At 59.6% G+C, this 15,134-nt stretch carries 14 protein-coding genes; 6 read left to right on the plus strand and 8 right to left on the minus strand.

What is annotated here, in order from left to right; all coding sequences use genetic code 11:
* The first annotated feature begins 38 nt into the window (after positions 1-38).
* From FHX03_RS12150 to FHX03_RS12160, 3 genes are all read left to right on the plus strand, one after another.
* Positions 39-920 carry a DMT family transporter gene (locus FHX03_RS12150; protein WP_183853830.1) on the plus strand — a complete coding sequence of 294 codons (882 nt, stop codon included), beginning with the start codon at positions 39-41 and terminating at the stop codon, positions 918-920.
* Between the two features lie 85 nt (positions 921-1,005).
* On the plus strand, positions 1,006-1,413 hold the full coding sequence (locus FHX03_RS12155; protein WP_097625235.1) for a PilZ domain-containing protein: 408 nt from the start codon (positions 1,006-1,008) through the stop codon (positions 1,411-1,413).
* Between the two features lie 289 nt (positions 1,414-1,702).
* The gene (locus FHX03_RS12160) at positions 1,703-3,691 is read left to right on the plus strand and encodes a bifunctional 2',3'-cyclic-nucleotide 2'-phosphodiesterase/3'-nucleotidase (protein WP_183853832.1); all 1,989 of its coding nucleotides are present in this window, start codon (positions 1,703-1,705) and stop codon (positions 3,689-3,691) included.
* 37 nt (positions 3,692-3,728) lie between these two features.
* Here the strand turns inward: FHX03_RS12160 and FHX03_RS12165 are convergent, their stop codons facing one another.
* Positions 3,729-4,697: a LysR family transcriptional regulator gene (locus tag FHX03_RS12165; protein WP_183853958.1), complete on the minus strand. Its 969-nt coding sequence runs from the start codon at positions 4,695-4,697 to the stop codon at positions 3,729-3,731.
* Positions 4,698-4,834: 137 nt separating this feature from the next.
* On the opposite strand from FHX03_RS12165, the gene FHX03_RS12170 reads away from it, so the two are divergent.
* The gene (locus FHX03_RS12170) at positions 4,835-5,449 is read left to right on the plus strand and encodes an FMN-dependent NADH-azoreductase (RefSeq protein ID WP_183853834.1); all 615 of its coding nucleotides are present in this window, start codon (positions 4,835-4,837) and stop codon (positions 5,447-5,449) included.
* A 53-nt stretch (positions 5,450-5,502) separates the two neighbouring features.
* Here FHX03_RS12170 and FHX03_RS12175 read toward each other — a convergent pair whose 3' ends face one another.
* A complete protein-coding gene (locus FHX03_RS12175; RefSeq protein ID WP_183853836.1) occupies positions 5,503-6,075 on the minus strand; it encodes a TetR/AcrR family transcriptional regulator in 573 nt (190 codons plus the stop codon).
* A 160-nt stretch (positions 6,076-6,235) separates the two neighbouring features.
* On the opposite strand from FHX03_RS12175, the gene FHX03_RS12180 reads away from it, so the two are divergent.
* On the plus strand, positions 6,236-7,012 hold the full coding sequence (locus tag FHX03_RS12180; protein WP_012557430.1) for a glucose 1-dehydrogenase: 777 nt from the start codon (positions 6,236-6,238) through the stop codon (positions 7,010-7,012).
* Between the two features lie 40 nt (positions 7,013-7,052).
* On the opposite strand, the gene FHX03_RS12185 is transcribed toward FHX03_RS12180, so the two are convergent.
* The 4 genes from FHX03_RS12185 to ilvA form a co-directional block, all read right to left on the minus strand.
* Entirely contained in the window at positions 7,053-8,243 is a 1,191-nt protein-coding gene (locus FHX03_RS12185) for an MFS transporter (protein ID WP_183853838.1), read from the minus strand.
* 181 nt (positions 8,244-8,424) lie between these two features.
* Positions 8,425-9,696: a sensor domain-containing diguanylate cyclase gene (locus FHX03_RS12190; RefSeq protein WP_183853960.1), complete on the minus strand. Its 1,272-nt coding sequence runs from the start codon at positions 9,694-9,696 to the stop codon at positions 8,425-8,427.
* Positions 9,697-9,946: 250 nt separating this feature from the next.
* Positions 9,947-10,273, minus strand: coding sequence for an HlyU family transcriptional regulator (locus tag FHX03_RS12195; protein WP_003587069.1), 327 nt, complete (start codon positions 10,271-10,273; stop codon positions 9,947-9,949).
* A 37-nt stretch (positions 10,274-10,310) separates the two neighbouring features.
* On the minus strand, positions 10,311-11,561 hold the full coding sequence (gene ilvA / locus FHX03_RS12200; RefSeq protein ID WP_097625230.1) for a threonine ammonia-lyase: 1,251 nt from the start codon (positions 11,559-11,561) through the stop codon (positions 10,311-10,313).
* Positions 11,562-11,753: 192 nt separating this feature from the next.
* On the opposite strand from ilvA, the gene FHX03_RS12205 reads away from it, so the two are divergent.
* Positions 11,754-12,110, plus strand: a complete 357-nt coding sequence (locus FHX03_RS12205) for a VanZ family protein (RefSeq protein WP_097625229.1) — start codon at positions 11,754-11,756, stop codon at positions 12,108-12,110.
* A gap of 486 nt (positions 12,111-12,596) precedes the next feature.
* Here FHX03_RS12205 and FHX03_RS12210 read toward each other — a convergent pair whose 3' ends face one another.
* Positions 12,597-12,815, minus strand: coding sequence for a hypothetical protein (locus FHX03_RS12210; protein ID WP_097625228.1), 219 nt, complete (start codon positions 12,813-12,815; stop codon positions 12,597-12,599).
* Between the two features lie 27 nt (positions 12,816-12,842).
* Positions 12,843-14,774, minus strand: coding sequence for a hypothetical protein (locus FHX03_RS12215; RefSeq protein WP_183853840.1), 1,932 nt, complete (start codon positions 14,772-14,774; stop codon positions 12,843-12,845).
* Positions 14,775-15,134: the final 360 nt, after the last annotated feature.

Genomic DNA, 15,134 nt, shown 5'->3' on the forward strand with positions numbered 1-15,134 from the left:
TGACCAGACTCTCGGTGTTTCCCGCTCAACGGCATGTCATGACATCGAAGACCCACGGTTATATTTTCGCTCTGCTGGCGATTACCATCTTCTCTCTCCAGGACGCCATCTCGAAACATCTGGCGTCTGCTTACCCGCCGATCTTCGTGACGATGATCCGCTACTGGACCTTTGCGCTGTTCACGATCATCCTCGCTTCGAAGATGCGCGGCGGCCTCAAGGCAACGGCCCACACTAAACGCCCGCTTCTTCAGGTGGTGCGCGGCGTCCTGCTTGCGGTCCAGGTGGTTCTGGCCATCACTTGTTTTGCCATAATCGGCCTTGCCCGTTCACAAGCGATCTTCTCAGCGACGCCGATCCTCATCGCGCTGCTGTCAATGCCGATCCTTGGCGAGCGGGTCGGCTGGCGGCGGTGGGTGGCGATCGGCGCCGGACTTTTCGGGGTGCTGCTGATCCTGAAGCCGGAAGGCGAGTTTTTCGATGTGAAACTGCTTCTGGCTATCACTTCCTGCTTCAACTTCGCCTTCTATGTCATCGCGACCCGTCTCGTCAGCCGCGACGATTCGGCGATGACCAGCTTCTTCTATACCGGCGTCATCGGCGGCATCACCATGACCATCATCGGCCCGTTCTACTGGAGCTGGATGTCGCCCGGAGACTGGGGCTGGATGGCGCTCGTCTGCATGACCAGCATTTCCAGCCACTATTTCCTGATCCGCGCCTATGATCTTCTCGATGCCGCTGCCGTCCAGCCGCTGACGTATCTGTCACTGGTCTACGCCTCGATCATCGGCGTGACGATCTATGACGAAACGCTCAGCCTCAACACGATTATCGGCTCGATCGTCGTCGTTGCCGCCGGCATCTTCACCGTCTGGCGCGAGCATGTAGTGGGGCGCAGAGCCGCCATGGCCAACTGAAGTTTCATTGCAATTTTAGCCAAGCCACTAAAACCATTTCAATTTTCGGGCGCTATACTCCCCTGACGTATCCAAGGGAGACCGTATGACCCGCAACTTGAAAATCACGGCGCGAAAAGCCGACCGGCAAAACTGCCGGGTCTTCGGCAGCGTCAAACATCTGAACAGTGAAGTGGATGCCCGCATTCTCAATCTGTCGGTGACCGGCGCTGCCCTGGAGACGAAGACGCCGCTCCATGCCGCCTCCGGCAGCAAGGTGCGCATCGAAGCTGAAAACCTCGGTCTGCTCGAAGGCATCATCCGCTGGAAGCACAACGGCCGTGTCGGCATCCAGTTCGACGTGAATTCGAATGCGCGGGCACAGGTCTCCTCCTATTTCCGCTTTTTCCATAAGGAAATTCGGCCGGTCCTGGCGGTGCGTCAGCTTAGAGCCGCGACCAACGCCGACCGCCCACCTCACTTGGCAACGTCGACGCCGAAACCGTTACGCTGAACCGCCTTCGCGCCGAAAATCCGGCTGAGATCGTCCAATCGCAGCGGTCGACGTTGACGTCCAGATTGACCGCGCCCCGGCTGCGGCAGTTGGCTGCGGCAGTCAGGCGCTGAGCCTATAATTGATCCTGTCCCCGTCAGCCCCGTCTGCACCATAAATTGCATTTCAAAACCACATCGCCCTTGCTACTCATTGTTTGCCGTCCTGTCTTTTTTTGCAGTGTACTCCTCGCCAAATCGTCCTAATTCTGACGGGCCGGACGATGCATGATCCCTCAAGGAGAGTTTCGATGTCTTCCATTTTCGATGTCGGCGTGATGAGCCGCCGTTCCCTGCTTGGCGGCCTTGCCGCCACCTCCGCCCTGGTGCTGCTGCATCCCTTCAGCGCGCGAGCCAGCGCCAACCAGGCGCATCTCCGGCTGATGGAAACGACGGATATTCACGTCAACGTCTTTCCCTATGATTATTATGCCGACAAGCCGAACGACACGATGGGGCTTTCCCGCACCGGCACGATCATCGACAAGATCCGCGCCGAGGCCGTCAACTCGCTGCTGATCGACAATGGCGACGTGCTGCAGGGCAATCCGATGGGCGATTACATGGCCTATCAGCACGGCATGAAGGACGGCGACGTCCATCCCGTGATCAAGGCGATGAACACGCTCGGCTACACGGTAGGAACGCTCGGCAATCACGAGTTCAATTACGGGCTCGACTTCATGTTCAAGGTGCTGTCAGGCGCGAACTTTCCCTTCGTCTGCGCCAATCTGACCAAAGGCCAGCTCGCCTCGGACCCGAAGCAGGACGATCTGTTCTTCAAGCCCTACATGATCGTGGAAAAACAGATCAAAGACGGCGCCGGCAATGAGAGCCCGGTCAAGATCGGCTTCATCGGCTTCGTGCCGCCGCAGATCATGCTCTGGGACATCAAGAACCTCGAAGGCAAGGCGCAGACGCGTGATATCGTCGAGGCCGCCAAGGCCTGGGTTCCGGCCATGAAGGAAGCCGGCGCCGATATCGTCATCGCGCTTTCCCATTCCGGCATCGACGGAGCCGCGCCGTCCGAAAAGATGGAAAACGCCTCGCTGCATCTCGCCGCCGTCGAGGGGATCGACGCCATCTTCACCGGCCATCAGCATCTCGTCTTCCCCGGCCCGAAGAGCTGGGACGGCATTGCCGATACCGATCCGGTCAAGGGCACGCTGCATGGCAAACCTGCCGTGATGGCAGGATTCTGGGGCTCGCATCTCGGCCTTATCGACCTGTTGCTCGAAAAGGACGGCAACAGCTGGAAGATCGTTGATTTCACCTCGGAAGCACGGCCGATCTATCATCGCGACGACAAGAAGAAGGTGGTTGCCGACTACGCCGACAAGAAGGACGTGGTCGAAGCCGCCAAGGCCGAGCACGAGGCGACGCTTGCCTATGTCCGCACCCCCGTGGGCAAAACGTCGGCGCCGCTCTACTCCTACTTCGCGCTCGTCGCCGACGATCCCTCCGTGCAGGTCGTCAGCCAAGCCCAGACCTGGTACATCAAGCAGATGCTGGCCGATACCAAGTACAAGGATCTGCCGGTGCTTTCGGCGGCGGCCCCCTTCAAGGCCGGCGGCCGTGGCGGCGCCGATTACTATACCGACGTCCCGGCCGGCGATATCGCCATCAAGAATGTCGCCGACCTCTATCTCTACCCGAATACGGTGCAGGCCGTTGCCATCACCGGCGCCCAGGTGAAAAACTGGCTGGAAATGTCGGCCGGCATGTTCAATCACATCGACGCCGGCGCGAAGGATGCGCCGCTGCTCAACAACGATTTCCCGTCCTATAATTTCGACGTCATCGACGGCGTGACCTACCAGATCGACCTGTCGCAGCCGCCGAAATATGATTCCTCTGGCAAGGCGATCAATCCGGATGCCAACCGCATCCAGAACCTCGCCTTCGACGGCAAGCCGGTCGATCCCGCCCAGAAATTCGTCGTCGTCACCAACAACTACCGCGCCGGCGGCGGCGGCAGTTTCCCGGAGATCGCCGCTGATAAGGTGATCTTCCAGGCGCCGGACACCAACCGCGATGTCATTGTCCGCTATGTCCACGACCAGGGCACGATCAATCCGTCGGCCGATGCGAACTGGACCTTCAAGCCGCTGCCGGGCACGACGGCAACCTTCGAGAGCGGCCCGAAGGCAAAGCAGTTCCTCGCTGCGGTCAAGAGCGTCAAGATCGAGGATGCCGGCGACGGTGCGGACGGCTTCTCGAAGTTCAGGCTGGTTCTCTAACCGGAAGAAATACGAAGGCGCGTCGGCTGCGCCTTCCCTATTCGGCCGCGAGCGGGATTGCGGGTTCACGCAGTTCCGCGATCTGGGCGTGGAAATCCGCCTGGCTCGGGCAATGGGTAAGCCGGGTGCGGAACGCGTCGATCATCCAGGTGGCGGCAGGTCCGGGCGGGTTGGCGAGCCGGCGCATCGAATAGATGGGATACTCCCCCTGTTCGTAGGCATCGAGATCGAGATGGATGAGCGCGCCGCTCAGGAGATCGTCATGGATGAGCGACGCCGGAAGTCCGCCCCAGCCAAGGCCGGCCTTGATAAGCTGATGCTTCGTCGAAATATCGCTGACGCGCCATGTTTTGTAGGACAAAACGTTGAAATCGCGCCCCTTCGTCAGGCCCGACGCATCGGTGACGACGAGTTGCACCTCATCGCGCACGTCGCCGAGCGTCAGCGGCCGGTCGAGCCCGGCAAGCGGGTGGTTAGGCGCGGCGACAGGCATCATGAAGGAGTGACCGATCCGTTCGGTGACGACCGAATCGTCCTGCTTCAGAACTGCTCCGCCGATGCCGATCGTCGCCTTGCCGCTCATGACCAGATCCATGACCATTCCGAGCTCGCCGACGTTGAGGTTCAGCGAAACCGATGGGAACATCTCGCGGAATTCGTGGAGCACATCAACCACGGCCTTTGAGGGCACCATGACGCTAATGGCAACGGAAACCTCCGCTTCGAGCCCTTCCTTCAGGCTCTTGACGCGCGCCCGCATGACCTGCAGGTCGCCGAGGATACGGCGCGCATCCTCCAGCATCGCCCTGCCCGCCTCCGTCAGCTTTGGCTGGCGGGCGCCGGAGCGCTCGAAAAGCGGCACTTCAAGCTGCGCCTCGAGATTGGCGATCGTATAGCTGACGACCGACTGAGCCCGGTTCAGCGCCCGCGACGCAGCCGAGAAGCTGCCGGTCTCGGCAACGGTCAAAAACACCTGCAATTGGTCCAGGGTCGGGTTCGGAAGCATATCCATCCATTCCATCGATAGTTTCGATCGACATTATCACCGTTTTTTCGATAGCAAGCCAGACCTATTTTCCGCTTCGAGACTGCGGCTCACCTCCCAAAACGGGCCGACAAATCCAATTCGAAAGGAAATGCACCATGTCGTCCATCCTTCTTCTGACGTCCAGCCCGCGTGCCGAATCGCTCTCGACGCCGATCGCCGTTGAACTCGCCGAGAAGCTGAAGAACCAGAATCCGGGCAGCGTCCTCGTTCGCCGCGACCTTGCCGCCAGCCCGCTGCCGCATATCGACGACCTCTTCACCGGCGCGATCCGCAAGCCGGCCGAGGCCCGCACTGCCGAGGAAGTCGCCGCCGTCAAGACGTCTGACGAACTCGTCAACGAACTCTTTGCCGCCGACACGGTCGTCATCAGCACCGGCCTCATCAACTTCAACATCTACTCCTCGCTGAAGACCTGGATCGACAACGTCGCCCGTGCCGGCCTGACGTTCAAGTACACGGAAAGCGGCCCGGTCGGCCTGCTCACCGGTAAGAAGGTTTACGTGGTGCTTACCTCGGGCGGCGTCTACTCGCAGGGACCGGCTGCCCCCTTGAACCACGCCGTGCCGTATCTGAAGTCGGTTCTCGGCTTCCTCGGCATCACCGACATCGAGACCATCTACGTCGAAGGCCTCGCCTTCGGTCCTGAAGCTGCCGAAAAGGCCATCGACGCTGCAAAGACGCGCGTCCAGGAAATCGCGCTGGCCGCTTAATCGGCTCTTCAACGCTTACCATAGTGCAGCGGCCGGCATTCGCCGGCCGTTTGTCATTTGTCGATAGCAGCGACAAAATCCCGGACCGTCTCGAGAATTTCGGCCGACAGAGCCTCATCGGAGGAAATCCTGGCAAGGCCGACGCCGCCGGCCATCATCGCGAAGGCGATGACCGCCTTGCGCCGTCTTTCCGCGTCGGCTCCCGACGCCTTGCTCGCCAAAGCCTCGAAATTAAGCCGGAGCCGTTCCGTCGCAATCCCCCGCGCCTTGTCGCCGCTACGGGAGATATCGGAGGTCAGGGCGGCGAAGGGGCAGCCCTCGCCGGGATTGTCGCGATGAAAGGCGCTCAGATAACGGTCGGCGACATCGGCGGCCGTCATCTTCGCCGGGTCTATCCCGTCGGCCTCCAGCTTGCGTCCCCATGAATCGAAAGCCGACTGGATCGCCTCGGCGACAAGATCGTCGCGGGAGGCGAAGTGCTTGTAGAAGCCGCCAACGGTCAATCCGGCCTCCTTCATCAGGTCGGCGACGCCGACACCTTCCAGCCCCTCCTCTCGCAGCCGCTTCGACGCAGTCTCCACGATCTTTTCGTGCGTCTTCTGTTTTTCCAGCTGCGAACGACCCATCCGAATCTCCCCGTATCAATTTCGAACGAGCATGATGTCGGCCGAAAACCGCTTATACTTTTCGGCATCATGCTGCTTGACTCATGTAGATTACAATCATAATCCTTGTAGATAACGATCATAATCCAGATCGTTGCCATTTCCAAGAGGAGCATGAATCATGCGTCTAAGAAACAAGGTCGCGCTGATCACCGGCGGCAACAGTGGTATCGGTCTTGCGACCGCCAAGGTCTTCATCGACGAGGGTGCAAAGGTCGTCATCACCGGCCGCAATCCCGAAACGCTCGCCGCCGCCGAAAAGGCGCTTGGGGCCGGCGTCGTCGCGCTGAAGGTCGATGTCACCGATGCCGCCGCCACCGAGAAGGCCTTTGCGGAAGCCGCCGCAAAGGTCGGCAAGTTCGACATCGTCTTCGCCAATGCCGGCATCGGCGGTGCGACACCGCTCGGTGACACGTCGCCGGAGCAATTCAATCAGATCATCAGCACCAATCTCACGGCCGTCTTCTTCACCGTGCAATCGGCACTGCCGCATCTTAGCGACGGCGGTTCGGTCATTCTCAACGGTTCGGTGCACGCCGTGCTCGGCGCTCCCGGCTGGTCGGCCTATGCGGCGACCAAGGCCGCGGTCCGGGCGATGACGCGCAATATGGCCTCCGAACTCGCGCCGCGCGGCATCCGCGTCAATCAGGTGACACCCGGCGGCACGAAGACGCCGATCTGGTCGCCGATGGCCCAGACGGAAGATGCGATGTCGGCGCTCGAGGCGCGCATCGGCGGCATGAGCCCGCTCGGCCGCATGAGCGAGGCCGACGAAATCGCCAAGGCGGCGCTCTACCTGGCTTCGGACGATTCTGCCAATGTCACCGGCATCGAGATCACCGTCGACGGCGGCATGACGAGCGCCCCCTCCGGCGCCAAGATCTTCCGCGCCGCATGAGCCAGCGAGGGTCGGGCAAGTCGGACTTGCCCGCCCTCGATCAGCGGTTCCTTGCGCGGTCGATCACACGAAACAGGACGATTGCCAGATTGGCGACGGCAAGCAGCAGCAGGACATGGAGCATGGCCTGTATCCCGGAGGAAACGATGAGGTTCCCGGCGATCAGCGGAAATCCGAAGACTCCGATGAAATAGGACAGCGAGAACAAGAGAAGCGATTGCGGCATGAGACCTGGGGGCGCTTCATTTGCTGCCAGTCCGTTGATGACGGAATAGGTCAGCCCATAACCCAGGCCGAGCATTGCCGCGGCTCCGAGATAGGCCAGCTGACTTGATGTCACCACCAGGAACAGCAGGATGGATGCCAGCGTCAGGCTCGTCAGCACCAGAAGCGAATAGAATGGATCCCTCTTGACCACATATCCCGCCAAGAACAGCCGGCTCAGGATGGCGGCGGACATGAAGCCGATGAAGAACAGCGAATAATCGAAACCGTGCGCCTTGGCGTAGCTTGTCTGAAAGCTGGAGAGCCCGCCGAAAATCGCCCCGCCGATGCCGACCATGGCGATGGAATAGATCGCCCGCGAACCTATCACCTGACGCGCTGCGGCAAAGGAGATCTTGTTGACATGCGGCAAAATCTTGCCGGCATTGGTCAGCCTGAGATGCAGCAGGAAATAAAGCGCGCCGCCGGCGAGACTGGAGAGGAAAGCAAAGGCGAAGGCCGTTTCGATCGGAAGGGCCCAGCCGGTGGCAATACGGCCGATGATCGGTCCGGCGCCGATGCCCGACATCATCGATCCCGACAGCAGGGCGAAGAACCTGATCCGGTGCTCGGATTCGGTGATCGCCGCCACCAGAATAGGCCCGAGCGCATAGAAAGTGCCCCAGCCGATGCCGAGGACGAAACCGACGGTCATCAGGCTAAGCCCGGCTGCCGGGACCGTGGCAAATCCCAACCCGGATGCCGCCAGAAAGAGCGCTGAAACCGCCACCGCCCGCGCCGAGCCGATGGCATCGGCGATGTGGCCGGACAGGATCACGAGAATGACGGTGCTGACGGTCGCGGCCGAAATGATCAGGCCGGCGAGCGCCTCGTTGCCGCCGCGCTGACCGACCAGCACCGGGATCAGAAAGGTCACGCCATAGGCGATCGACAGAAGAAACCCGCCGATGCACAAAACGGCAAATTCGCCGCCATCGACCTTCCTTCGCACAGCTGCATCACTCATATCTCCAAGCCCCTTGCAGGAAAGCTGATCCGTTGCGGCAATGGAGATCACGTTTGCATTGTGCTAACAAGCCGTTTTTATTGTTATTATAACCCATTGAAAAGGCATGATATCGCTGTCAGGCGTTTCGGTTTATGCAACATCACAAACACCGGCAGCGGACGCACTGCGTTTGATCGGGTCAACCGAGTTTCACGACACCGGAACGGCCGACGACACAGTTGCGGCCGCTCTTCTTTGCCGCGTAGAGCCTGCCGTCGGCAGCCGTCAGCACGGCGGTAAAATCGACGCCGTCCTCGTCGGCGGTCGCAACACCGATGCTGACCGTGACCGGCTTGTCATCCGGCGTCTTGACGCTGGTGGCGATCGTCCAGCGCAGGCGTTCGGCAAGCAGCAAAGCTTCCTCGTGATCGGTGCCGGGGCAGACGGCGACGAATTCCTCGCCGCCGAAGCGGAAGATGCGGTCGCTCGAGCGCAGCGTCGTACCGAGGCGGGCGGCGATCGCCTTCAGCACCTCGTCACCCTGAAGATGCCCATAGCCGTCGTTGACATCCTTGAAGTGATCGGCATCGATAATCAGGACCGTGGCGTAGAGACCCTGTCTCAGCGCCTCACGCATCATCAGCGGCGCCTCCACCTCCATGCGCGTCCGGTCATAGACGCCGGTCAGCATATCGCGACCGGTACGCTCCAGAAGATCGTTGTAGCGCTCGCGGAACGTCAGGTCGCCGAACACGTCGCTGATCGAACGCGCGGAGCCGGCCTTGCCGCCGCGGCGAATACGATATTCATAGATTGCAAACATTGCCGCATAGAGGCAGACGGCAAGCATTTTCGCCTTCCAACCTGCCCAGAATGCGGCGATCGGCACATCCAGGAAATAATTCAGCGCTGCAAAAAAGCCGATCTGGTCGAAGGTCAGCAGCACGAAGCCCGAAATCAGGAAACGCAGGACGACGCGCCGGCGGAAGAAATCGCCGAGTTTTTCGTAAAGCAGAATGATGCCGAGCGAATCGACATAAAGCAGCGCCGTGCCCCAGACCATCAGCCAGCCCATCTCCTGGAGGAAATCGACATCCGGCGTGTGGGCGGGCGACATCTGCAGCGGCAGGTGCAGTTGCAGCACCCAGGCAATGCCGACGGTGAGCAGGTTGCCGAGGAACAGGCCATAGATCGGCTGGCGCACCGTCGCGGCATCTTCCTGTAGGTAAAGCATCAGGATCATCATCAGCTTGCCGGAGAAGAAGACCGACGAGCCCGGCGACACATCCCCGAACGGCAGCGAGACATAGAAGACCGCCGCCAGGTAGGTTTCCATGAAATGCATGACGCCGAGCGCCGTCAGGAAAACCCCGAGACCGAGCCGATGACGGAAGTGCAGAAGCGTCACCATCAGCGCGAAATAGGCGACGGCTTCGACGACGAAAAGGGCGAGGTTGAGCGTCTCCATCACCATACCCCGGCTTCAGGCCGGCGCCCTGGACGGAACGCGGGCGCAACGGTCGCGACAGCGGATCCTTTGGTCGATTGTCCGAAAAAGTCAAACACGAGGGTGGCCCTGCACATGCTGCAGGCGACACCTTTGACTGCAACCCTTTAAGATTGCGTGAGCGAGATGCCGATCCGCGACGGTGTCGCCGCGTCACAGGATTGAAAAAGAAGAATAATTGCGGCCACGCATGGATGCGGCGGATATCCCGGTCTCAGACCTGACGAAGCTTCTCACCGTCACCAAAGAGTGACGAACCGTGCTGATCGATGATCTGCTGCGCCTTGCGCACCGTGCATTCGAGCGCATCGTCGGAGGACGAAAACAGATCGGCGCGGATAAAATTGCGCACCAGAACCTCGTCGCCGACCTTCTTTTCGATGCGACCGGCAAGGCGATATTGGCTGCCTTCCCTGCGCGGCTCCGCGTAGATCGTGCAATCGTTATAAAGCTGCGGCTCGCCGGAAGGGCCTGCCGCCTCGGAAGCCGGTTTGCCGCCGCCGGAGAACATCGAAAAGAGATTTGAAAGGAACGAAGCCATGATCCGCCTTTAGCACGATGGCATTGCTGTCGCCAAGTCAAATGATCAGGTTGGCGAGGATCTCGTTTTCGGTGATATCCTCGTAACCCATGCCGGCGGCTTCGAAATTTCCGATCAGCCGGGCGAAATTCTCCGGCGCCTTGGTTTCGATGCCGATCAGGATCGAGCCGAAATTGCGCGCCGATTTCTTCAGATATTCGAAGCGGGCAATATCGTCGTCAGGGCCGAGCAGATTGAGGAAATCCCGAAGCGCGCCGGGGCGCTGGGCGAGCCTGAGGATGAAATATTTCTTCAGCCCCGCGTAACGCATGGCTCTTTCCTTTACGTCAGGCAGGCGCTCGAAATCGAAATTGCCGCCGGAGACGACGGCAACGATGGTCTTGCCGCGGATCGCCTGAGCGTCCATCGCAGCGATCGCCGTCAGCGACAGAGCGCCTGCCGGCTCCAGCACGACGCCCTCGACATTCAGCATCTCCTGGATGGTGACGCAGATGGCGTTCTCCGGCATCAGTTGCACTTGGCTTGCCGGGAAATCGCGCAGCGCGGCGAAATTCAGGTCGCCGATGCGGGCGACGGCAGCGCCGTCGACGAAGTTGTCGACCTTGGCAAGCGTCGTCACCTCACCTGCCTCGATGCTGCGCCTCAGGCTCGGTGCGCCGGCGGGCTCGGTGAAGACGAAGGCCGATTTCGGCACGATGCCGTCAAGATAACCGGTGATGCCGGCGGCAAGCCCACCGCCGCCGACCGGCAGCACGACCATGTCAGGCACCGTTCCCTCAGGGAGCTGCTGCATGATCTCGGCGGCGACGGTCGCCTGCCCTTCGATGATATCGGCGTGGTCGAAGGGCGGCACCATGACGCCGCCGACCGCTTCGACATGGTCGCGCGCGGCCTGGTAGCACTGGTCGAAGAAGTCCCCGAACAGCCGGATGGTAATGAATTCGGCGCCGAACATGCGGGTCTTGTCGATCTTCTGCTGCGGCGTCGTTACCGGCATGAAGACGACGCCCGGCACGCCGAAATGGCGGCAGACGAAGGCGAAGCCCTGGGCGTGATTGCCGGCCGAGGCGCAGACGAAGGTCTTGCCGGCAGCACCCTGCCCGATCGCCTTGCGGAAGAAGTTGAAGGCGCCGCGGATCTTGTAGGAGCGCACCGGCGATAGATCCTCGCGCTTCAGCCAGATATCGGCCCCGTAACGCGCCGAGAGATGATCATTGAGCTGCAGCGGCGTTGCCGGAAAAAGGCTGCGCATTGCCTCTTCGGCGCTTTCGACATCAAGTCTCGTCACGGGCGTGATCCATTCTCATAATGATACCGCCGCTATGGCACAGGCCGGCCGGCATAGGAAAGGCCGCTTCGGCCGTTTACGGTTCGGTCCAAGCCCTGTTTGCGAAAGCTTTTCTTAAGCCCACCGCGAAATAGCCGGCACATGAACTGATTTTAACTGTCAATGAAAAGACGAGCCACTAAATATGAAGCCATGATCATGTTCAAATTCGCAAGGCCGCTCGCCTGGCTGCTGCTCGCCTTAATCATCTTTGTGACGGTTTCGCCGATCGGGCTGAGGCCGGAGACCGTTACGACTGTCGATACCGACCGCGCGAGCGCCTATATTCTTGTCGGCCTCGCCTTTGCGCTCGCCTATCCGAAACAGTGGAAATTGGTGGCCGTGCTGCTGATCGCTGGTACCGTCGCCATCGAATATCTGCAGTACCTCTCGCCGACGCGCCATCCGCGCCTGCATGATGCCGGCATCAAGGCCATGGGCGCCGCCATCGGACTGCTGGCCGGCTGGGTGATCAACAGGTGGCGCGAGACGCTGATTATCTCCGGTTAAAAACCGCGAAACTCCACGGCCCAGAAGAACAGCGGTATTGCAGCAATCGCGGTTCCCAGAACAAGCGCGATACTGGTCTTGAATATCCGGATGCGCCGAACCCTGGCACCAGTCCAATCGTAAACCATCGCCTTACTCCCACAAGACAACACTTACTCAACCGCCGCGGCGCAATCCTTACACCGAAAACGCTCTTGTCAAGCAATAACACGCTTATATCCACAATATACATGTATATTCAACCGGTATTAAGCAGGTGCGTGGGCAAGCAGAACCGAACCCCGCATTACCAGGGCCGATAGACTGTCGCTGAGATCCGTTACACTTGATCGGCGCTGGGGACGACTATGATCCCATCAGTGCAGCGCCGGATTGGTGCTCGGCGGCGAGGAGGTCAAATGCCCCTCGCCGTCTCTCGCGCCTGTGCACGAATTCCTAAGATCGCAATCCGGAACGCAACGGCGCTATGGCGCCAATCATTCAACCCTAGCCGTCATAATGGCCAGAGAATGCCGCTTCCGCTGACTTGACCGTGACAGCCACATTCACGCCCTTTGTCACCGTCGCGCCGGTGGCGCGAAGATCGGTCACCACTTTCAGACCGCCCGCCTTCGGGACCGGGAGCGGCAGTACTGTGCCGGCGTCCAGATCGGCGACCCAGAGCCCGTCTTGACCATCAACACTAATAACAACAACTGTTGCCATGTTTTTGCCCTCTCTAACGATTGATGTTTAAAATCCAGCTTTCTTCAGGCCTTCACGATAAAGATCTTTATGCCATTGCTCTTTACTTGGTACTGCGGACAACCACTTGTCCACATCGAAGTCCGGATTCCCTTCACGAAACCTTCGTACGAAGATCCGCGCCTTGTCCTGATGACCCAACATGGCCCAATTTGCAGCGGACAACCTATCCGCTAAATGAGGATCGGCCATCTGCCCGATATAGTCCAGCGAAGCTTCGAATTCGCCGAGGGCATAGTTTGCTCCCGCAGCAGTCCAGAAATAGGTGTCGGGACCGAGCGGGTTCAGCTCGATTGCCCGCTCGATCTTTCGCAAGGCCATGGCCGGGAGCGAACAATGAACCAGCGTGTCCGCGTAGTCGGCAATCACGTCGGCGTAGTGCGGGGCGAGGCTTTCCGCCACTTCCATGGCTTCGGCGCTTTCATCGAAGGCACCCTGCAACAACTTGGCGACGCCGAGCTCGCGATAGCCATCGGCGAAGTCCGAACGCATCTCGGTGACCTGCTTGGCGAAGGTCTCCGCCAACTGCAAAAGATCGATATCTCCCCGGGCCGTCAGCAACCATTCCTTGGAGTAGGTCCGCGCCATCGAACTTAGCGCCGGTGCGAAATCGGGGCTGACGCTGAGTGCGGCTTTCATCTCCTTGCGGACGCGCCGCAGGTTCGGAAGCGTCAACCGCGCCAGATGCCGCCTGCCGACAAGATATCTGTGGTAGGCGACTGGGTTCAGATCTTCGCGCAACGCCTCATGACGCTCGATTTCGCTGGATACGGAGAGAGCGATCTGCCGGGCAACAACTCGCCTGTCTCTGGCGAGATCCATACGATCGAGGCTGAACCTTTCGGCCCAGACAATCTGATTCTGATCGAAAAAGATCAGTTGGGCAAAGAGCGTCACCTCATCGCCCATATTGCTGATCCGGGTGTCGAGGATATAGTTGACGCAATGGCGTTCGAAGAAAGCCTTCTGCGTCTCCACCTGGTGGCCGATTTGAACCGCCGAATACGGGGCTATGACCTCCAGGCTGTTGAAGACACAAAATCCGATCGTTATATCCTCCACCAAAGACGCAGCTAAAAAACCGGCTTGCGGCCGAGCGGATTGATTTTTAGGGGGAAGCAGCACCAGGCGGGGAATGGAAATCCGGATATCTTGGGGCTCCAGGGGAAGAGAAGCCTCAAGTTTCGCCTTTGACGACGCGGATGGCGGGCGCAGGTATTTCGTGTCACCGTCGTCGGATCCGGTACGCGCGGAACTGCCTCTCGATGTCGCACTACGCCGCTGTTCGAAATAGCTCCGAAGTAATTCGACTTCCCCTTCCGCCTTGAGGATCTTTATGAGCAGTTGCAGCGTCTCCGGATCCTTCGGCTCGGTCCGAAACAAGATAACCGCCGCCTTCCTCAGGAGTTCAGCGTCCTTTCGCGACGGGGCCAGCTGCGACGCCGTTCTCAAAGTATTGGCGAGAAGCTCGTTATGGTAATTTTCACGTTCGGCGAGCCAATACTGAAACTGGCGGCTCTGGCTGTGAACCGGCTCGAGAAAAGGCTGGTTCATCAGCGTCACCAGCTGTCTCAGCCGGGAGAACGGCTCAACCTCTTCCTCCTTGTCGGCCAGGAGCATGTCAGACGATAGTGCCCCCCGGTCGAGAGTGAGCACGTTGCCCTGAGATGAAAGGATGTTTACCCCAAGATCGATTTGACGGGCCTTAATTCTCGAAATCACCTTCCGCAAAGTCGACAGTGCAACCTCCCGGTCGGCCTCGCCCCAAAGGAAGCGAGCCAAGGTCGTTCGATCCGCCGAACCTTGATCGGTTGTAAACAAATAGGCGAGAAGCAGCAGGCCTTTCTCGGGAAACGCGACAGCGTTCCCCTCCTCGTCGACGAGCTGCAACCTCCCGAAGGTCTTCAGAACAAAAGCCATTTTGCCTTTTAAGTCACCACATGTCCCGGCGCTCACAATGAAAAGTGAAGTGCACGTATTGCAACAGTAAAAATCGCGAACTCTACCCCAGCCAGCACTTTGTCCCAATGTCCTGCGAAATTCAACAAGCTTCTGTCGCAGGGGTTGTGTTAAGTTTTCTACGCTGACTGGCATGAAATTTTGCAATCGACTGTCGCGCCCGGCATGGGGACAGCGTCAATTTAAAACTTCCTAATGTTCAGTTGCTTGTCGGAGCTTTGATCGGCGCACCGGATGGTCGCTTTACTGCCGAATGCAGCCGGACATTCGAGCGACCGGGTATGGCGGGCTTCCAGCGTTTGAAACGGAATCGCACCTCGC

The sequence above is a fragment of the Rhizobium sp. BK456 genome, from assembly GCF_014194045.1.
GTDB classification, from domain to species: domain Bacteria; phylum Pseudomonadota; class Alphaproteobacteria; order Rhizobiales; family Rhizobiaceae; genus Rhizobium; species Rhizobium redzepovicii.

Bases quoted from the DNA above. Each gene is read 5' to 3' on its own strand.
- FHX03_RS12150 (WP_183853830.1), top strand. From the start codon at position 39: ATGACATCGAAGACCCACGGTTATATTTTCGCTCTGCTGGCGATTACC.
- FHX03_RS12155 (WP_097625235.1), top strand. From the start codon at position 1,006: ATGACCCGCAACTTGAAAATCACGGCGCGAAAAGCCGACCGGCAAAAC.
- FHX03_RS12160 (WP_183853832.1), top strand. From the start codon at position 1,703: ATGTCTTCCATTTTCGATGTCGGCGTGATGAGCCGCCGTTCCCTGCTT.
- FHX03_RS12165 (WP_183853958.1), bottom strand. From the start codon at position 4,697: ATGCTTCCGAACCCGACCCTGGACCAATTGCAGGTGTTTTTGACCGTT.
- FHX03_RS12170 (WP_183853834.1), top strand. From the start codon at position 4,835: ATGTCGTCCATCCTTCTTCTGACGTCCAGCCCGCGTGCCGAATCGCTC.
- FHX03_RS12175 (WP_183853836.1), bottom strand. From the start codon at position 6,075: ATGGGTCGTTCGCAGCTGGAAAAACAGAAGACGCACGAAAAGATCGTG.
- FHX03_RS12180 (WP_012557430.1), top strand. From the start codon at position 6,236: ATGCGTCTAAGAAACAAGGTCGCGCTGATCACCGGCGGCAACAGTGGT.
- FHX03_RS12185 (WP_183853838.1), bottom strand. From the start codon at position 8,243: ATGAGTGATGCAGCTGTGCGAAGGAAGGTCGATGGCGGCGAATTTGCC.
- FHX03_RS12195 (WP_003587069.1), bottom strand. From the start codon at position 10,273: ATGGCTTCGTTCCTTTCAAATCTCTTTTCGATGTTCTCCGGCGGCGGC.
- FHX03_RS12205 (WP_097625229.1), top strand. From the start codon at position 11,754: ATGATCATGTTCAAATTCGCAAGGCCGCTCGCCTGGCTGCTGCTCGCC.
- FHX03_RS12210 (WP_097625228.1), bottom strand. From the start codon at position 12,815: ATGGCAACAGTTGTTGTTATTAGTGTTGATGGTCAAGACGGGCTCTGG.
- FHX03_RS12215 (WP_183853840.1), bottom strand. From the start codon at position 14,774: ATGGCTTTTGTTCTGAAGACCTTCGGGAGGTTGCAGCTCGTCGACGAG.